Origin of the sequence: Methylobacterium sp. E-045, from assembly GCF_022829685.1 — a bacterium.
GTDB lineage: Bacteria > Pseudomonadota > Alphaproteobacteria > Rhizobiales > Beijerinckiaceae > Methylobacterium.
The window spans coordinates 33,418-50,641 of the sequence record NZ_JAKSYE010000044.1; the positions used below are offsets into that span (position 1 = coordinate 33,418).

A 17,224-nucleotide genomic window follows, 5' to 3' on the forward strand; every position below is an offset into this window, starting at 1 on the left:
TAGTCTTTCTCCCAAGGCGGGAGATGAAAGATGGCACGCTTTGTCCAAGCGGCAGACCGTGATCAGGTCACGTTGCTTCCTACCTGTCTGGACGATTACGTCGCCCAGGATAACCCGACCCGCGTCGTCGATGTGTTCGTCGACGAGCTCGATCTCACGGCCCTCGGCTTTGTCGGCGTGACGCCCGCCGCCACCGGTCGACCGGGCTATCATCCCGCGACGCTGTTGAAGCTCTACCTGTACGGCTACTTGAACCAGATCCCCTCCAGCCGACGCTTGGAACGGGAGGCCGGCCGCAATGTCGAACTGATGTGGCTGATCGGCCGCCTCGCACCCGACTTCAAGACGATCGCGGACTTCCGGCGCGAGAACGGGGATGCGCTTCGCGCGACCTGCCGGCACTTCGTGATGCTCTGCCGACAGGTCGGTCTCCTGGCCGGAGGCGTCGTGGCCGTTGACGGCAGCCGGTTCAAGGCCGTGAACACGCGCGACCGGAACTTCACCCCGGCCGCGGTCCGCAGGCGCATCGAGCAGGTCGAGACGAGCATCGTGCGCTACCTTGCGGCCCTCGAGACCGCCGACCGTCAGGAGGCCGAGGTGGCAGAGCTTCGGACCCCGCGCCTGAAGGAGCGGCTCTCTGCACTCCGGGATCGGCTGCGCGCGCTGCAGGCGATGGAGACGCTCGTCGAGGCCGCTCCGGACCGACAGATCTCGCTGACCGACCCCGATGCACGGGCCATGGCGACGAACGGCAAGGGCACCGGGCTCGTCGGCTACAACGTCCAGGCAGCGGTGGACACGAAGCATCACCTCGTCGTCGCCCATGAAGTGACCAACGTCGGCGACGACCGCACCCAACTCGCCAATATCGCGGGGCAAGCTCAGGCCGCCACGGGCGAGGAAGCCATCCAGGTCCTGGCGGATCGGGGCTACTTCTCCGGTGAGGAGATCCTGGCCTGCGACCGGGCGGGGATCGCGGTCACCCTGCCAAAGCCGATGACGTCCGGTGCGAAGGCCGAAGGCCGATTCGGCAAGCAGGACCTTGTCTACCAGGCGAGCGACGACACCTATCGCTGCCCGGGGGACCAGACGCTGACCTATCGCTTCGAGAGCATCGAGAACGGGATGACCCTACGGCGGTACTGGGCGTCGGCCTGTTCGAATTGCCCGATCAAGAACCTTTGCACGCCCGCCGAGCATCGTCGCATCACGCGTTGGGAACACGAGCACGTGCTGGAAGCCGTGCAGCGTCGGTTCGACAAGAATCCGAACGCCATGCGTGATCGCCGTCAGACGGTCGAGCACGTCTTCGGCACCTTCAAAGCCTGGATGGGAGCGACCCACTTCCTGACCCGGGGGTTGAGGAACGTGGCCAGTGAGATGAGCCTGCAGGTTCTCGCCTACAACATGAAGCGGGTGATCGCGATCCTCGGTGCCGGCCCCCTCATCGCAGCCATCCGAGGCTGAAAGCCCTGACCCTCTGCGCGATGCGCTGTCAGATCTCTCCAGGCCGCAAATACGTTCTCACACTGCCTCCACCCTCAGCAGCCCTTCCGGAATCGACCCTTAGCGGGCTCTGGGAAGGTCCGCTTTCAGGCTGCTTAGCGGGACACGGCGTACGACCGGGTTGGGTGGGAGGCGGAACTGCAGCCGATTATGCCTCGCTCAGTGGCTTGCGCATGTAGACCCGCCGTAGACCATTCTCTTCAGCCCGGTGTGTCTCCGCGTATCCGATGCGTGCGTAGAGGGCGATGTTCTCCGTCATCGCCTCGTTCGTGTAGAGTTTGATCGCTCCGTAACCTGCCTGAAGCGCCGCACGCTCCGCGAACGCCAACAAGAAGTGGCCCAAGCCCGAGCCCTGCGCCATCGGTGCGACGGCTACGTTGTCGAGTAGCATCGCGTCGTCCTGCGGGATTAGAACGACGATGCCCTGCACGCGGCCATCGCGCTCGGCGACACACATCCGCCCCTCGTTGATCAGCGCCGCATAGTCGTTAAGCATCGGTCCGGGTTCGCGACCGATACGGGCGACGTAGTGGGTGTAGGCGGCCTGGACGATCTCTTTGACGGCGGTGAGGTCGTCGCTGGTGGCTGGTCGAAGGCTCGGCGTCATAAACCCATGCTGCCATAGCCAGTGCAGTTGAGGAATGACCGCTCTGGGACGAAAGGCCAGGGTCCGGTTGCCACCCCTCTCGGACGTTCCGGGGTAGGTACCCAGGGTCAGAGGTTGGACACGGGCTAGCGGCTCTGCCTGGGGTGCCGCATCAGTCGGTCTTCTGAAGCCAGCAATGAACTTGGCGCCGTTGCGGAGTCTCGGTCCTTGCCCGCGAGGTCGATCCCCTGAATGCTGCCGGTGTCGACGGAGCTCGATCGGGAATGACAGCTGTCGCGCGGCGCCATCCGGGCCGGGGAGCGCGGTCTTCCCGTCGCTCGGGTCGACCCGGCCCCGCACCGGAGCCTTCGCCAGGGCGCTGAAGCGCCGGCATCGATCGAGGACGGGAGCCGGGGCGTGTCGAGCCCCGTGCCGATGCCCGGCGCACCGGCGATGCCGTCCCTCCTCGGACGCTCGACCACGCCCGGTCGACCCTGCCGCCGGCGAAGCCGCAGGCCGGCACCTGGGGCAGAGACCGACGGGCCGGGGGCCGCGTCCGGTTCCGAGGGGGAAGGTCTCTCGAACCTGCCCCCGGGTCCGGTGTCAGACCACCAGCACGTCCGAGGCGGTGAGCGCCGGCTTGCCGAGGAGCGTCGCCAGGAGGACCGCATCGTGGGCGCTGCCGGAGCCGTCGGCGTCGTAGAAGAGATGGCCCTTGGCCGCGTCGTAGACGATGCGGTGGTCTTGCGTGGTCGCGGCGCCGAGGGCGAAGGCCTCGTCCGGCAGCCGGCCGGCGGTCAGGGCCGTGAAGACGCCCGCGTCGAGGGCGAGCCTGTCCTCGCCGTGGCTGAAATCGACGATCCGGTCCTTCGTGCCGGCCGCCGGCACGACAGCGAACACGAAGGTGTCGGCCCCGGCATCGCCGCGCAGGACATCCGTCCCCGCGCCGCCGGTGAGGGTGTCGTCGCCGCCGCCGCCGAACAGGCGGTCGTCGCCCGCGCCTCCGAGGAACCGGTTGGCCCCGTCATCGCCCCGCATCGAATCGGCGAAGGCCGAGCCTTTGACGATCTCGAAGCCGGCGACGCCGCCGGTGCCCGTGGCCCGGCCGCTGTCGATCAGCACCCGCGCCGACGCGCCGAACTCCGCATAGTCGAGGGTGTCGGTGCCGTCGCCGCCCAGGCTCACGCCCCGGATGGCCGACCCCGTCTCGATGGCCAGCGTGTTGTCGCCGGAGCCGAACTGGATCGCGGTGCCGCCGGTGCCGAGGATGCGGCCGCTGTTGGTGACGACATCGTCGAGGGCGCTGACGATTCTGACGGCGATGCCCGACCCGCCCTGGATCAGCCCCGCATTGTCGATGTGGGTCACGAAGGGCGCGTCCCCCTGCGACGAGTCGTCGATGAGGATTCCGAGGCCGGCGCCGTAGATCCGCGCGCCGGCGAGGTTGACGATGTCGCCGCCGCCCGCCGCGATGCCTTCCGCCGTGTTGGGCAGGCCGTCGGAGCCGGTGCCGCCGGCGCCGAGGCCGCGGATGGTGCCGTGGTTCTCGATCGTTGCCCGGAGATCGATGTCGATCCCGTCGCCGTCGCCGTCATGGATTCCGTCCGGGCCGCCGCCGTCCTCGGCACCGGGCGTCGCGCCGTTGACGTCGGAACCGTCCGCATCGGCGAAGGAGCCCGTGATGGTGCCGTGGTTGATCACGGTGGCCGTGCCGTCCGAGCCGATGCCGGAGCCGTTGCCGCCGAGGATGCGGGCACCGGCCTCGTTCGTCACCTTGACGAGGCTGTCCTCGCCCATGTTGATGCCGTGGCGGTCGCCGAGGATGGCGCCGCCGGCCGCGTTGCGCACCGTCCCGCTCGCCCCGTCCTCGAACTGGATCCCGTCGGCGCCCTGGACGTAGCCCGCAGCCGAACCGCCCTGGAGGGTGCCGCTGTTGACGAGATCGAGGGTCGCGCCGATCCGCACGCCGTCGGAGACCAGCGCCAGCAGCGATCCCGCATTGTCGATCTCGGCGAGGAACGTGCCCGAGGTCGAGGCGAGGTCGAGGGCCTGGCCTTCGGCGGAGACGAGGGTCGAGCCGATCGCCGTGGTGATGGTGAGCGTCCCGGCGGCGACGGAGCCGGACTGGACCTGCACGGCGTCGTCGATGCTGAGGATGTCGCCGCCATTGTCGAGGGTCGCGGTGAGATCCGGTCCGATGGCGGTCTCGAAGCGGATCGCGCGGCCGCCGCTGGCGGTGTTCTCGATGAGGCCGTCATTGTGGATCTCGGCCCCGTCCGGGGCGGCCTGGAAGCGCACGGACTGGCTCTTGTCGGAGACCGAGAGGGTTCCGTCCACCTGCAGGCTGTCGCCGCCCGCGAGGTCGAGGCGAGCGGTCTGCGTCATGCCGGTCGCGACGGAATAGGCGGTCATGCGGTCTCATCCCCGCCCGGACGCGTCCGCCGACGAGCGGACGTCAATGCGCCGGGCGTGGCGGACATTAGGGGGGTCGGATGACGCTCGAACGACGGTGCGCGTGGCGGTGGATTGTTGCCGGATTCCGGGGGGATCGCCCCTACACCACGGGCACGCCGCGTCCCTTGGCGTGCTCGGCCGGCTCCACGTGGATGACCACGACGGCCCCCTCGATGGCGCCCTCGATGGCATTCTCCAGGCGGTCGCAGATGTCGTGGGAGTCCTTCACGGTCATTTCGCCGGGCACCACGAGGTGGAAGTCGATGAAGGTCGCCTGCCCGGCATGGCGTGTCCGGACGTCATGCGCCTCCAGCGCCCCCTCCCCGTGATCCGAGATCAACGTGCGGATCTGGGTCACCATTTCGGCGGGCGCCGCCTTGTCGAGGAGGCCGCTCACGGAATCGCGCACCATGGTCCAGCCCGACCACAGGATGTTCATGGCGACGAGCCCGGCGATGAGCGGGTCGAGGATCAGGGTTCCGGTGACCGCCACCAGGGCGACGCCGATCAGCACCCCGCCCGAGGTGACCACGTCCGCCATCACGTGACGGGCATCGGCGACGAGGGCGGGCGACCGCCACGCCTTGCCGCGACCGAGCAGCGCCACGGCCCAAACCCCGTTGACGGCCGTGGCAAGACCGTTCACGGCGAGCCCCAGCATCGGTGCATCGAGGGGCTTGGGATCGAGCAGGCCGTAGAACGATTCGCGCAGGATGAGGATCGCGGCCACGATGATGAGGGCGCCCTCGATCACCGCGGAAAAGTACTCGGCCTTGTGATGGCCGTAGGGGTGGTCGTCGTCGGCCGGTGCCGCGGCCACCCGGAGGGCGACGAAGGCGAAGGCCGCCGCCGCCACGTTGATGATGCTCTCCAGCGCGTCGGAATAGAGCGCGAGACTGCCGGTGAGCCAATAGGCGGCGAATTTGAGCGCCATCACGAAGGCGCCGATTCCGGCGCTCGCGAGAGCGGCTTTCTGGGTGCGGTCCATTTCCGGTGCCGATCCGTGACGAGCCCGCCGGGTGAAGGAGCAGGGCGTGGCGCTAGGCGGCCCCGCCCATACGATCATCCCCGTCGAGAAGGCCACGGCAAAGGTTGAACCCACCGGTGAAGGGTTTAGTCGCGGCTATGTCTCGGGCTCGCCCTCCTGCGGTCCGGGCACTGCGCCCGTCCGACGCTCCGCCTCGCGTGCGGCGCTGCGTGCCCCCTGGGCCCGTGCCCGCTCGGCCTTGCGCAGATAGGTCCGGGCCATCCACCCCCAACGGGCATTGGCCGCCATCGCGTCGAGACGCCGGGCTTCGCGCTCCCAATAGGACACCAACTGCGAATCCAGTGTGACCCGACGGCGCGGAACCTTGGTATTGGTCGTGCCGGTCTTGGAATTTTCAGTCATCACACGAACCGAGTTTGGACACGATTGTTTCGATACCACGCCGCTTCGCTTCGGTGCGGTCAAGGTTGTTTTCAACGTGATCTGTAACAATGCGATGCATGTGAAGGTTGTAGGCACGTAAAGAACCGCGAGCCATGCAAGCCACGCATCGTCGGCCGCTATCCGTCATGCCGTTTCCGCCTGCACGACGACGTCCCCCCGACCCGGCATCGGGCTGGAGGCCGTCATCGGCCATTGATCCCGAGCCAGGAACCGTGCTGTTGGCGCGCGATGCGCGTCGACCTCTTCGATTTCGATCTGCCCGAAGCGAGCATCGCCCTCAGGCCCCCCCAGCCCCGCGATGCCGGGCGACTGCTGGTGGTCCGTCCCGGCGAGGCGCTGGAGGACCGGGCCGTGCGCGATCTCGCCGATCTGCTGAGACCGGGCGATGCCCTCGTCTTCAACGACACCCGCGTGATCCCGGCCCGTCTCCGCGGCGTCCGGCATCGCGTTGGCTCACCGGGCCTGCGCATGGAGGCGATGCTCCACCTTCGCGAAGCGCCCGAACGCTGGCGCGCCTTCGCCCGGCCGGGCAAGCGCCTCGCCGTCGGCGACAGGGTCCGTTTCGGGCGGGATGGCGAAAGCGAAGCCTGCGCCCTCGGCTTCCTCGACGCCACCATCGCGGAGAAGGGGGCGGGGGGCGAAATCGTGCTGCGCTTCGACCTCTCCGGTCCCGCCCTCGACGAGGCCATCGCGCTCGCCGGCGAACTGCCGCTGCCGCCCTACATCGCGGGCAAGCGCAGCACCGACGCGCGGGATGTGGTGGATTATCAGACGATCTACGCCCGCGAGGCCGGAGCCGTGGCCGCCCCCACCGCGGGCCTGCACTTTTCCGACGACCTCCTCGCCCGGATCGACGCTGCCGGGATCGCACGGCACAGCGTGACGCTGCATGTGGGCGCGGGCACCTTCCTCCCCGTCAAGGCCGACGACACCGACGACCACCGGATGCATGCCGAGATCGGCTACCTCGATCAGGCGACGGCCGAGGCCCTCAACGCCGTGCGCGCCGACGGTGGCCGCATCGTCGCGGTCGGGACCACGGCCCTGCGCCTGCTCGAGAGCGTGGCGGATGGGGACGGCCGGCTCAGCGCCTTCGCCGGCCCCACCGACATCTTCATCACGCCCGGCACCCCGATCCGCGCCGTGGATGCTCTGATGACCAACTTCCACCTGCCGCGCTCGACCCTGTTCATGCTGGTCTCGGCGTTCTCGGGCCTGGAGACGATGCGGGCGGCCTATGCGCATGCCGTCGAGGAAGGTTATCGATTCTACTCGTATGGGGATTCAAGCCTGCTGTTTCCCGCGCCACCGACGTGAAGGCCGGCGGCGGCAGCGCACCGTCGCGACCCGCCCTCGCCGATCGGAGGCTCATTCCATATGGGTCGTCATCATGCTCTTGGCACGCTCAAAGGCACCGGGACCGAGGGCGAAGGGGCCGTCGAAGGGCCGCTCGTGGAGCGCGATGACAGACAGCGTTCCGACCATCGCCGTGGAGAAGATGACGAGCGTGATCACCTGAGCCCGCGGCTTGTCGACATGAACGATGCCGATGGAGATGAGCGTCAGGGTGCAGAGAAACAGCAAGGTCATCCATTTCGAATCGTCGCTCTCGCTCGCGGTCAGGGCCAGCCGCTCGCCGCGAGCCTCCCGCAGATTCATGACCGTGGTCATCAGGGCGGTATGAGCGACGATACCGGATGCGCTGGTCTGAACCGGGTCGGCCACCATCTTCATGAGCCTGCTGAGCGCGGCGCCCGCCTCGCTGGAATAGGGGGTCTTGGTTCCCATCTTCGGGAACTCGTCGGAGATTACCGCATCCGCATAGGCGAGCAGCGCCTTCTGAATGTCCGACATGTCCGAGACCGTGGCCTCGCTGAGATCGTAGGCGGCGATCAGATTGGCCCGCTCGGTCTGAACGATGCGCGACGCCTTCCCCTGGCGCTCCCAGGCATCGTTTGCCACGAAGCCGGTCAGCAGTGCGAGCAGGATGCCGATCGAGCTGAAGAACGACGCGACGATGCCGCCGACATTGTTGAGCAGATGGGTCCGGGTGTAGGGGACGTTCGTCAGGACGACCAAGGCGATCGAGACTGTGGCAAACAGGGAGGCGAGGATGACGATCATCAGCCATATCGGCTGATCGAGCCAGAGTCCCAGGAGCATCGATAGACCTCTCGATCGCGTGGGTCGCCTCATGTCGAGGCAATCGATTTCTCGATTTCCCGGGCGACCGATGGATGGCCGATACGCGCTGAGATCGGTGCGGGCCAGTGCCCCTGTGAACGATCACACGGGTTCGCGACCGAGCTACGATAGGATGATGCTCGCTGTCGTCGGCTGGATTGAATCGCGGATGCGTCACCCCTGTCCGGGACGCATGACGCGAAGCGGGCGATGACCCGAAATGAGCGCATCTCGGGCCGCGCCAGCCGCTCATCCGTGGAGCCTGTGGATTCCGGTTTCCGATACGCGCCCCCGAACAGGCGGAGCGTTTCTCGTCTCCCTCCTTCCCGATGGCGTGACCCTGGAACCGGGACCATGGCTGCGAGAGTTGCGACGTTTCATGAAGATTGGAATGCGGGGGGCGTCGTCCAATGTTTGAACTACGAAGTGGCTCGTATGCCCATTGGTCATCCTCGCCGTCTCGGCGTTCGGATCCATTGTCCTTCTGTTTTCGTTCGACCATCGCTACGTCGGGTCGAGCGATAAATTTGCGGTTGCTCGTTTCGAAGTGATATTATCGGTCCCGGGATCTGTGATTAGCGTCGCGGCCATTGCGATGGCGCCTGCATGCCGCGACCTGTTTCCCCTCCTCAAGGGAGTGTGTTCCGGTAAGGTCGGCCCACGCGCGTAGACGGCATTCCGGGTACTGGCGCGGGGGTCGACGATCGTTGCGATGGTCGAGGGGCACTCTCCGGAATGTCGCTTTCGTGACGCGCCGATCCGGCGGCTGCGGGACGGGATACCGCGAGGTTGCCATGGCAGTGGACATCGCGAGCATGACGGCGTTGCTGCCGGCGGCGGTCGAGCACCGCCTGCACACCTATCGGACGCTTCTTGGCGAGGCTCCGGCAGTCCCAATGATAGGGCTCTACCTCGTGGGGTCGCTGGCGCTCTGCGACTTTCACGACGGAGTCAGCGACATCGACGTCGTCGCGCTCCTTCCACAGCCGCCGGAGCCGGAGGCTATCGCCCGGCTGAGGCAGATCCATGCCGTCCTCGCGCAGCAGGCCGGCGGCCCCTCCGTCGATGGTCTCTATCTGTGCCCTGAGCACTTGCGCTCGCCACCCGCCGTGCCGGCCATCGTACCCTACAGCCTCGACGGCGTGCTCGTCGCGGACAGGCCGTGTCAGGAGTTTGGCCCTGTCACATGGCGTTGCCTCGCCCGGAACGGGCTGACGGTATCGGGGCCGCCTCCGTCAGCGCTCGGCATCGCCGACGATCCCGACCTCCTGCGGGCCTCCCAAATCAAGAATCTCGACACCTATTGGACCGCGCGGATCGCACGATGCGAAGCGGATCTCGCCGCCAAGCCGGCGGGGACTGACGCCAATGCTTTGGCTCTGGCGTGGGGTGTGCTCGGCGTGTGCCGCATCGCCTGCACCCTGGAGACGGGACGGATCGTCTCGAAATCCCAGCCCGGGATCTGGGCCCGGACGCGGATGGAACCGGTCTGGCACCCCGTCATCCGGGATGCGCTATCGGCGCGGACCGGCGCCGTCACTCGCCTTCCCCTTGATCGCATCGGCCCCGGCCTCGCCCTGATGCGGCTCGTCATCGCCGAGGCCAGGGGGTATCAGGCCCTCGATCCGGCCTCACCGGCCGGCCACCCCTGACCTTAAGAACGGCGCGCCAGCGATGTCCGATCCCCGCTCCCTGTCCACGCCGGACTTCACTTTCCGCGTCGACGCCACCGACGGCCAGGCCCGCACCGGGGCGATCTCGATGCCGCGCGGGACGATCCGCACGCCGGCCTTCATGCCGGTGGGGACGGCGGCCACCGTCAAGGCGATGTATCCGGGCCAGGTTCGGGACCTCGGCGCCGACGTGGTGCTCGGCAACACCTATCATCTGATGCTGCGTCCCGGCCCCGAACGCATGGAGCGTCTGGGGGGCCTCCACCAGTTCATGAACTGGCCGCATCCGATCCTCACCGATTCCGGTGGTTTCCAGGTGATGTCTCTCTCCGCCTTGAGGAAACTCGACGAGCAGGGCGTGACCTTTCGCTCGCATGTGGACGGCTCGGCCCATCACATGAGCCCGGAGCGCTCCATCGAGATCCAGGGGCTCCTCGGCTCGGACATTCAGATGCAGCTCGATGAATGCGTGCGGCTCCCCGCCGAGCGGCCGGCCATCGAGAGCGCCATGCGGTTGTCCCTGCGCTGGGCCGAGCGCTGCCGGCTCCAGTTCGGCGAGCAGCCGGGCAAGGCGATGTTCGGCATCGTCCAGGGTGGCGACCTGCCGGACCTGCGCGTCGAGAGTGCGAGGGGGCTCGTCGATCTCGATCTCAAGGGCTACGCCATCGGCGGCCTGGCCGTGGGCGAGCCGCAGGCGGTGATGCTGGCGATGATCGAGACGGTGGAGCCGCATCTCCCCAGGGACAAGCCACGGTACCTCATGGGTGTCGGCACGCCCGACGACCTGATGCGCTCGGTGGCGCGCGGCATCGACATGTTCGACTGCGTGATGCCGACTCGCGCCGGCCGCCACGGCCTCGCCTATACCCGCTTCGGACGGATCAACCTGCGCAATGCCCGGTTCGCCGAGGATACCCGTCCCCTCGACGAGACCTCCACCTGCCCGGCGGCGCGCGACTATTCCCGCGCCTACCTCCACCATCTCGTCCGCACCGACGAGATTCTGGGCATGATGCTGCTGACCTGGAACAACCTGTCCTACTACCAGGACCTGATGGCCGGAATGCGAGGAGCTATTGCCGCAGGCCGCCTCGCGGATTTCTCCGGCGAGACCCGCGAGGCCTGGGCCCGCGCCGCGGCCGAGCGTGCCAGCGTGACTCTGGCCGGTTGACCCCTTCCGCCCAACCCCCTATTGCGAGCCACGCTTCTCACGACAGCAGGCCGGACCGCCCCGTCGGGCCCGGCGCTTCAGAGCAAGCGAGCGCGTAGCTCAGCTGGTAGAGCAACGGACTTTTAATCTGTAGGTCCTGGGTTCGAGTCCCAGCGCGCTCACCACTGTTTTTGCCCGCCGGGTCAACGACTTGGCGGGTTTCTTTATGGCCTAGTATCAAGCTTGTCGGTTTGCGGCGAACCGCAACACGAGTCGAGTAATTACAAAGGGTCACGACGCCCTGAGATCCGTGCTAGCCAGCTCCACGCAACACGGCCAACTGGGCACAGGTCCAAGCTCCTGCGTACGTGCTGCGGGGTCTGACCGGCCACGTCTTCCGCGCCCGCCAAAGTAGCCTGGATGCCGATCTACCCTAGGTGTTCAGTCCCGAGGTGAGATGGGTTGGATCGTATCTGAAGCGGCTTCGATCGTCTGCCCAGGCTCGGCATGTCGCTTCGTATGGGGTGAGGCCGCGTAGGGTCTTGAGCCGCCGAGCGAAGTTGTAGGCATCCAGGAAGGCGGCGAGGTGTTCCCTCAGCTGATCGTGGCTGTCGTAGTGGTAGCGCTTGTCCTGTCGATGGCCACCCAGAGGTACAGCTTGCCTTCGCCGGTGCGAATCTCTGCGATGTCGATGTGGAAGAAGCCGATCGGATAGGCCTTGAAGGCTTGTTTGCCGGGCTTGTCGCCGCCGACCTCAGGTAACCGGCTGATCCCATGCCGCTGCAGACAGCGATGCAGCGACGAGCGGGTCAGGTGGGGGATGGTGGCCTGGAGCGCGTAGAGGCAGTCGTCGAGCGGCAAGAGGGTGTGCCGGCGGTGGGCAACGATGATCGCCTCCTCTTCGGTCGTGAGCACGGTCGAGCGCGGCGTTTTCGGTCCCATCGCCGCGTCATGCACGAAGGCACGCTTGCGCCACGTCGCGACCGTCTTGGGGTTCAGTCCATGCTGTGCCGCAAGATCTTTGAGCGAAGCTTTCGATCGCTGTAGCGCTGCTCTGACCGCGTGCGTGGTCGTGGCGCAGCCGTGAAGAACCTGTCCCATAACGCCTCCCGATGTATGCCGGCCCTCAGCTAAACTGATGCCACCACACCGCGGGACTGCACACCTAAGTTCAAGAAAGCAGCCTTCGTGTAGCAGAGACAGTCGACGGCTTCGCACTCTTCACGGTCATACGAAGGCGTTTCACGCGTGCTCCGAGCTGGAACTCGAGGTTTCTTGTGTCAGCGAACAATACTGGCGAGTAAAAGCCGCCTGCACTCGTTCAGGCCAGCACTCTAAGGACAATTACAGATAAACGTCAAAACACGACGGCCAGTGCGCTTGCGAAGACTAGGACCGGTCGCGTGATGGGCGATGTCGCGGCGTGATCGCCATAGGTCAGTCCGTTGTTGAGGAATACGCCTCTAGCGAGATGGATCGAATAGGAGACGGTGAGATTGTTGATCCGATCGACGGCAGGAAATCCCCGTGCCTGCGTGATGGCAAAAACCCGATCGCTGAACTTGTTGTGCGTGTAGACGAGGCTGATGAAGTCCTTGGGCCGCTGCGGGATCACACCAACGCCGTAGAGGCGGCCTTCGTAGTATTGATCCGTTCCGTCAACGTTGGGGTCGCCCTTCAGGAAGCTGACGCCGCCGTAGATGCCGCGCTCAGGGTACACCGGATCGGTCTTCAGCAGTTGTGTATCCGCCAGGAGGGCGAAAGCAGCGTTCGAGGATGTCCGCGTCGTTCCGAAGATCGTGTACGGGCTGTCGTTGTATAGAAAGCCGCCGCGGACCCAGAGCGACAGCTCGTCGCCGGAAGCCAGGCGCTTGTAGCCGACCTCGTTGATGAAGAGCGCGCTCGCCTTCGGTGTCCGGAAACGAAACCCGCTGGGGTTGGCGTCGTGCTCCGCTTCGGAGCCGTCCGGGCTGATGCTGCGCTGAACGCCGGATTTCACGTAGATGTTGTCGGGCCCATTCCAGCGTACGTTGATCGCGGGCGCGGTCAGTGGCGTGCGCGCCATGCCGGCCTGATAGAGGATGTTCGCGTTCGGGCCGAGCGTGCCGGAGATGATGTTTCCGCCGACCGACGTGCCGAAGAATTCATAGTTGTTTGTCGTGTAACCGACCTTTAATTCGAGCTTGCCGTTGAAAAAAGACTGGTAGTAATTCAGTCGCTGCAGACTGAACGCCGGCGGCCCGAACGGCCTCCAGGTGGTCGTCAAACGTGTGCCGGCCGCCGTGATCTGAGCATTCGGAACGCCGTATAGATCGAGATTGAGACTGGCGGCAAAGGTCGTCGAGGAGCCGAATGTCGGCTGCTGGCCGTTGTAGACCTGACGTCCGCCGGACTGCTGCAGCGTGTCCACGAAGAAGGAGTAGCTGCCGAGGCCGAGGAAGCCAATTCCGTATTCGGCCAGCGCGCTCCGGACGCCGCCGGTATCGGCGATGACCGATTCAGCGGTGCTGGGACGAGGCACGATCCAACCCTTTTCGCCCAAGCTGTCGAAGTACTTGAACTTGGCAGTCTCGTCGTCCGCACCGGTCCCCGACGCGGTCTTCGCAGCCTGAGCCGCTGCGACCGCCGGCGCGAAGGCCGACTTGATGTCGGATGCCTGAGCTCGCGCCGGGTTCGTAGCGAACGTCAAGGCCGCCGATGCGACTGCGAAGACCGAGCATCTCACAGCGAGCCGCGATGCGAGAGTTCCGTCTGCCCGCGCCTGGATGCGCGATGCCCTGCCGACCGTCTGCATGATATGCCCCTCTTGCGATTGTTGGCCGGAATCCAACTATTTTGTCGACAGATGCCAAATCTTCGTACCAATGCGGCCGCCTCTTGCAATAAATCTCGCTGCTGTTTCATTTGTCATGAATATTAAGCAAAACATAAATTGCTCTAAAAGAAATATTGAGCTTGTTATAAGAAATAACTAGAGACGCTAGTGTTCCATTATGTGTAAGATCAATATTTTTATATTAATTAAATAATTGACTCAAGATAGAAACGATTATTATCTGTTGGGTCAGCAGAGAGTAGGATGCTTCCCTTTGTCGTGCCGATATCCCGAGCGCCAACTCGATGCATCGCACGAACCAAGCCGTGCCCGGATCGGATGGCCCGGCGGTATGTCCTGCCGCCGCCTCACAGCCGGTGGGCCTCGGGATCTGCCGCCGTCCGCCTGCGGCGGCTCGCCAGGAGGGTCAGGCTGAACATCAGGGCGCCGGTCGCCAGCAACGCCGCGGCGACGAAGACCGCAATCCCTGCCCTCAGGACATGACCGAGAACGAACACTCCGATCGCGGTTCCGGCATGCATCGCTGTCGTATTCCAGGCACTGGCCAGCGAGCGGGATCGATCCGACACGCTCGTGACGATCGCCTGGCTGTCGGTGACGTAGGCTCCGCTGGCCACGAACCACAAGCCAATCGCGACGAGAGCCAGCGGGAGGGTCGGCGCGAGGCCCGTGGCGAGAAGGGACAGGGCGAGGAGCCCACACCACAGCGGCAGGCGCCCTGCAGCGGAGCCGTGACTCTGCCGCGCCCGGTCGCTCAAGCGTCCGGCGAGAAGCGCACCGGCGATGCTGCCCGAGCCGACAGCGATGCCGACCGCGCCGATCTGATCGACGGCCAGCCCGTATCGGGAGGCCAGAATCGCGCCGGCATAGGCATAGGCGCCGAGATTCGCCGCGTGGAAGGACACACTCAGCAGGAGGACCCGCGACGCCCGCTCATCGCGCCAGAGTGAAAAGACGTGGAAGCCGGAGGCCGCGGGAGGCGGTTCGGCGGATGCGCCACGTCTCGACACCCAGCCGATCGCCACAGCGGCGAGAGCGGTCGCGAAGGCTATGACGACGAACACCGCGCGCCAGCCGAAGCCGGACGTGAGCAGGCCGCCGGCCGGCACTCCGGCGACCTGGCCGAGCGAGAACACCGCCATGCCGAGGCCGATCAGCCGGCTGCGCGCCTCGGGCGGCGCCAGGGTGACGATCGACGCCCAGACGGCGGGCCCGGCGAGCGCCGCCCCGAGACCGTTCGCGGCACGCGCCGCGACGAAGCTCTCGATACCCTGGCTGTGGGCGGCCAGCGCATTGCCGAGGACGAAGGTCGCCAGCCCGCCAATCAGGGTGGCGCTGCGGCTGACCGAGTCGGAGAAGTAGGCGAGGAACGGCGCCAGGCTGGCATAGACGATCACGTAGGATGCGGCCGCCACGGCCGTCGCAGGTACCGTCGACCCGAGATCGCCGGAGATCTGCGGGAGGATTGGCGAGATGACGAAGGTCTCCGTGCCGAACAGGAACAGGACCCCGTAGAACGGAAGCAGCCTGCCCAGGAGCGGCACGGTTTCGCGAAGGCGGATGGAGGTCATACGACGTCGATCCGCTTGTCCTGGGCGTTGACGGTCCGCCAGATGCGGACCGGCATTTCCGTGACATGGCCGCGCTCGGCCATGCGAGTCATCGCCTCCTCCCCCAACGCATCGAAAAAAGCTTCGCGGGTGTCGACATCAAGCCGCCCCGAATAGTATCCGCCGAAAGTCGCACTGTGGTACTTCAAGTATTGATCGGCGCTGTTTACGCACATTGCCGCATTGCGATCGACAACGCAGTCGATTTCGAAATTCGGCGATAGCGCATCCTTGATCTCGCGTTTCGATCGCGTTCGCTTCGAGATCGGCAGGGCGTCGGGGCGGTCGAAGAACGCTGCGGCCTCGTCGCGGGACCAGCCCAGGTGGAGCAGCGCGGCATGCACGACGTCGTCCGTGCCGCCCAGCCCGCTGTCCGTGATCAGCGGATGATAGGTCGACAGAATGAAGACCCCTTTGGGCTTGGCATGCCGGCCGATGGCGCGGAACACCTCGGCTTCCACCGGATGGAGCCAGTGCAGCACCGACGTCATGAGGATGCAGTCGAACGTTCCGACGGGCGGCGTGCCGACCCTCAGATCGGCCGCATGGAACTCGGACCGGACCGGCTTCGCGGCGAGTTTCGTCCGGGCGATGGCGACGCGCTCGTCGGAAAGATCGATGCCAACCAGCCGCTTGAGACCCCTGAGCCGCGCGGCGGCACGCTCCAGGAGATCGCCGGTTCCGCAGCCGACATCGAGCAGATCGCGTGCCGACGACGGCACCATCGCCAGGACGGGCTCGATGTCGAGGGCTTGGCGCAGCGGCGAGACCTCGTCGTAGCGGACGCGATAGCGATCGGTGGTTGCGAGACCAAGGGTCATACGGTTTTCCTGTTCGAGATCGACGATGTCCGGGATGTCACCGACGCGTCAGCACGGCCGGAGCTGCGAGGCCGTCCAGATGCAGCCCGGGCCGTCAGCGGCCTCGGTGAGCTCGTGCGTCGCGTGAAGTCCCTTGTTGGTGATCATCGCCGTCGTGGCGGGAACGCAGTATTCGCAAGGCGCCTTCAAGGTCAGCTCGACGCCGCGGCTGCGGGCCTGCTCGCGGTAGTCCCAGATCGCGCAGTGACGGATCCGCAGTGTCGATATCCCACTGCCGTACTCGACCCACGCCCTCTCCGACCCGTAGAGCGTCGCCTGCTCGTCGAGGCGTCGGAGCGGAACGGTCGCGTCATGCTTCGGCTCGGCATCGACGGCCGCGTAGATCGTGCTGTTAGCAGCCGCCCACGCCGCCAGTTGCTCCAGCCCGAAGCTGCGGACGACGAACCGCTCCATGAGCGCCTGTCCGCGAAAGAAGGCCGCCTTCCACTCGGCCTCGTCCTCGTCTTCGGGCAACTGCTCGAATATGGCCCGTTTGGTCTGCAGAAGTTCTTCCATCTGGGTGCCGGCCCGCATCTCGGCGACGAACCGCGTGAGTCCGGCCTCCGCCTCGAACAGACGCCGGCGCCAGAGGCGCGTCCCGTCGAGGTCGTCCGACACGGGTTGGAAGTCCGATCGCAAGGATGAGTTCAACGTTCCCAAGGTCACAGACGGAACTCCATCGATGATCATAGAAGGCTGCAGATTCATGCTGATTTCAATGAAGACGATGTTCATTGCGCAGATATTCATCGGACTACGCTGAGAAATCAGTCAAACAACTGCAGATCGCATCTGATCGGCCCCCACGAGGTGGTCCAAGGGTAAAGTTAGTGTACGGTTGGCCGCTCCGCCACGGGAAGCTTGGCCGGCGGAGCTGGTCGAGCGAGCGCAGCTGGCCAAGCGGAGAAGGCTGGCATGAACAGCTCCGGTGCC

Annotated in this window: 13 protein-coding genes, 1 tRNA gene and 1 pseudogene; 5 read left to right on the forward strand and 10 right to left on the reverse strand. The window is 65.9% G+C overall.

Annotated features, from left to right (window positions below):
• The first annotated feature begins 30 nt into the window (after positions 1 to 30).
• Positions 31 to 1,467: an IS1182 family transposase gene (locus tag MKK51_RS05260; protein WP_243975453.1), complete on the forward strand. Its 1,437-nt coding sequence runs from the start codon at positions 31 to 33 to the stop codon at positions 1,465 to 1,467.
• A gap of 187 nt (positions 1,468 to 1,654) precedes the next feature.
• Here MKK51_RS05260 and MKK51_RS05265 read toward each other — a convergent pair whose 3' ends face one another.
• From MKK51_RS05265 to MKK51_RS05280, 4 genes are all read right to left on the reverse strand, one after another.
• Positions 1,655 to 2,113 carry a GNAT family N-acetyltransferase gene (locus MKK51_RS05265; protein WP_243975455.1) on the reverse strand — a complete coding sequence of 153 codons (459 nt, stop codon included), beginning with the start codon at positions 2,111 to 2,113 and terminating at the stop codon, positions 1,655 to 1,657.
• Between the two features lie 582 nt (positions 2,114 to 2,695).
• Positions 2,696 to 4,504, reverse strand: coding sequence for a hypothetical protein (locus MKK51_RS05270; RefSeq protein WP_243975457.1), 1,809 nt, complete (start codon positions 4,502 to 4,504; stop codon positions 2,696 to 2,698).
• Positions 4,505 to 4,646: 142 nt separating this feature from the next.
• Positions 4,647 to 5,534: a cation diffusion facilitator family transporter gene (locus MKK51_RS05275; protein ID WP_243975460.1), complete on the reverse strand. Its 888-nt coding sequence runs from the start codon at positions 5,532 to 5,534 to the stop codon at positions 4,647 to 4,649.
• Positions 5,535 to 5,669: 135 nt separating this feature from the next.
• Complete coding sequence (locus MKK51_RS05280) at positions 5,670 to 5,936, reverse strand: hypothetical protein (protein ID WP_243975461.1); 267 nt, start codon at positions 5,934 to 5,936, stop codon at positions 5,670 to 5,672.
• A 270-nt stretch (positions 5,937 to 6,206) separates the two neighbouring features.
• Between MKK51_RS05280 and queA the strand changes: the two genes are divergently transcribed.
• Entirely contained in the window at positions 6,207 to 7,295 is a 1,089-nt protein-coding gene (queA, locus tag MKK51_RS05285; RefSeq protein WP_243975462.1) for a tRNA preQ1(34) S-adenosylmethionine ribosyltransferase-isomerase QueA, read from the forward strand.
• Between the two features lie 51 nt (positions 7,296 to 7,346).
• On the opposite strand, the gene MKK51_RS05290 is transcribed toward queA, so the two are convergent.
• Positions 7,347 to 8,141, reverse strand: coding sequence for a DUF4239 domain-containing protein (locus MKK51_RS05290; RefSeq protein ID WP_243975463.1), 795 nt, complete (start codon positions 8,139 to 8,141; stop codon positions 7,347 to 7,349).
• A gap of 815 nt (positions 8,142 to 8,956) precedes the next feature.
• Here MKK51_RS05290 and MKK51_RS05295 point away from each other — a divergent pair.
• The 3 genes from MKK51_RS05295 to MKK51_RS05305 all read left to right on the forward strand — a co-directional run bounded on the left by MKK51_RS05295 (position 8,957) and on the right by MKK51_RS05305 (position 11,170).
• The gene (locus tag MKK51_RS05295) at positions 8,957 to 9,814 is read left to right on the forward strand and encodes an aminoglycoside adenylyltransferase domain-containing protein (protein WP_243975464.1); all 858 of its coding nucleotides are present in this window, start codon (positions 8,957 to 8,959) and stop codon (positions 9,812 to 9,814) included.
• Positions 9,815 to 9,836: 22 nt separating this feature from the next.
• Positions 9,837 to 11,006: a tRNA guanosine(34) transglycosylase Tgt gene (tgt, locus tag MKK51_RS05300; RefSeq protein ID WP_243975465.1), complete on the forward strand. Its 1,170-nt coding sequence runs from the start codon at positions 9,837 to 9,839 to the stop codon at positions 11,004 to 11,006.
• Between the two features lie 88 nt (positions 11,007 to 11,094).
• A tRNA-Lys gene (locus MKK51_RS05305) sits at positions 11,095 to 11,170 on the forward strand.
• Between the two features lie 248 nt (positions 11,171 to 11,418).
• Here the strand turns inward: MKK51_RS05305 and MKK51_RS05310 are convergent.
• From MKK51_RS05310 to MKK51_RS05330, 5 genes and pseudogenes are all read right to left on the reverse strand, one after another.
• Positions 11,419 to 12,086 (reverse strand): annotated as a pseudogene (locus MKK51_RS05310) (hypothetical protein).
• Positions 12,087 to 12,342: 256 nt separating this feature from the next.
• On the reverse strand, positions 12,343 to 13,779 hold the full coding sequence (locus MKK51_RS05315; RefSeq protein ID WP_243975466.1) for a carbohydrate porin: 1,437 nt from the start codon (positions 13,777 to 13,779) through the stop codon (positions 12,343 to 12,345).
• A gap of 389 nt (positions 13,780 to 14,168) precedes the next feature.
• Positions 14,169 to 15,392, reverse strand: coding sequence for an MFS transporter (locus MKK51_RS05320; RefSeq protein WP_243975467.1), 1,224 nt, complete (start codon positions 15,390 to 15,392; stop codon positions 14,169 to 14,171).
• A complete protein-coding gene (locus MKK51_RS05325) occupies positions 15,389 to 16,156 on the reverse strand; it encodes a class I SAM-dependent methyltransferase (protein ID WP_243975468.1) in 768 nt (255 codons plus the stop codon). The genes MKK51_RS05320 and MKK51_RS05325 overlap by 4 nt, the downstream gene beginning before the upstream one ends.
• A 144-nt stretch (positions 16,157 to 16,300) precedes the next feature.
• Positions 16,301 to 17,026, reverse strand: coding sequence for a hypothetical protein (locus tag MKK51_RS05330; protein ID WP_243975469.1), 726 nt, complete (start codon positions 17,024 to 17,026; stop codon positions 16,301 to 16,303).
• Positions 17,027 to 17,224: the final 198 nt, after the last annotated feature.